Source organism: Vibrio sp. Vb0667, from assembly GCF_033391095.1.
This window is the reverse complement of sequence record NZ_JAWPOL010000235.1, coordinates 1-1,255: the sequence shown is the minus strand read 5'-3', so window position 1 is coordinate 1,255 and position 1,255 is coordinate 1. Positions and strand designations below refer to the sequence as shown.

Genomic DNA, 1,255 nt, shown 5'->3' with positions numbered 1-1,255 from the left:
CATGCTGTTCTTCCCAATTGCCGATAAGCTTTCTTTACGCCGAGATCAAGAAACGCTTAACCGCCGTTTGATCATGGACGGCGTACTTGCCATTCAAGATGGTCAAAACCCGCGAGTTATCGACAGCTACCTGAAGAACTACCTCAACGAGGGTAAACGTGCTCTTGAGATTGATGAGTAATCGCGGAGATTTGTGATGGATGATGAAGATAACAAATGCGATTGTCCGCCACCCGGTCTCCCGTTGTGGATGGGGACATTCGCGGACTTGATGTCGCTGTTGATGTGCTTCTTCGTACTGCTGCTTTCATTCTCTGAAATGGATGTTTTGAAGTTCAAACAGATTGCTGGTTCGATGAAATTTGCATTTGGTGTGCAAAACCAACTGGAAGTGAAAGACATTCCTAAAGGCACCAGCATCATCGCACAAGAATTTAGACCAGGCCGTCCTGAGCCGACACCGATTGATGTCATCATGCAACAAACCATGGATATCACTCAGCAGACGCTAGAATTCCACGAAGGTGAGTCTGACCGAGCTGGTGGTACTAAGCGTGATGAAGGCAAGCTGACGGGCGGTCAATCACCGGAAACCTCGACGCAAAGCAATCAGTCCGCAGAGTCAGACATGCAACAGCAGCAGTCTGAAGAGATGTCACAAGAGATGGAAACCTTGATGGAGAGCATCAAGAAGGCGCTCGAACGTGAAATCGAACAAGGTGCGATTGAAGTGGAGAACCTCGGTCAGCAAATCGTTATACGAATGCGAGAGAAAGGCGCATTCCCAGAAGGTTCTGCATTCCTGCAACCGAAGTTCAGACCATTAGTGCGACAGATTGCTGAGCTAGTGAAAGATGTGCCAGGTATTGTCCGAATCTCTGGTCACACGGACAATCAGCGTTTGGATTCTGAGCTGTATCGCTCGAATTGGGACTTGTCATCGCAGCGTGCGGTGTCGGTCGCTCAAGAGATGGAAAAGGTCAGAGGTTTCTCGCATCAGCGTCTTCGTGTGCGAGGTATGGCGGATACCGAGCCTTTGGTGCCGAATGATTCTGATGAAAACCGCGCACTTAACCGTCGTGTTGAAATCAGTATCATGCAAGGTGAACCTTTATACAGTGAAGAAGTGCCCGTTATTCAATAACAAAGCGCGTCTATAAATAGTTCAGAAGATAAAAAGCGAGCAGAGTGCTCGCTTTTTTATTGAAGATTTTTAGTCGAGAGTCGCTTGTTCTTAAAATCGAAGCCTTGCCTG

The 1,255-nt window shown here is 47.8% G+C and carries 1 protein-coding gene and 1 pseudogene; both read left to right on the top strand.

The genetic code is table 11. The features are described from left to right. A pseudogene (locus R8269_RS24890) lies at positions 1-181 on the top strand (flagellar motor protein PomA); the annotation flags it as partial. 15 nt (positions 182-196) lie between these two features. Continuing rightward, on the top strand, positions 197-1,144 hold the full coding sequence (locus R8269_RS24885; RefSeq protein ID WP_005460634.1) for a flagellar motor protein MotB: 948 nt from the start codon (positions 197-199) through the stop codon (positions 1,142-1,144). Positions 1,145-1,255: the final 111 nt, after the last annotated feature.

Bases quoted from the DNA above. Each gene is read 5' to 3' on its own strand.
- R8269_RS24885 (WP_005460634.1), top strand. From the start codon at position 197: ATGGATGATGAAGATAACAAATGCGATTGTCCGCCACCCGGTCTCCCG.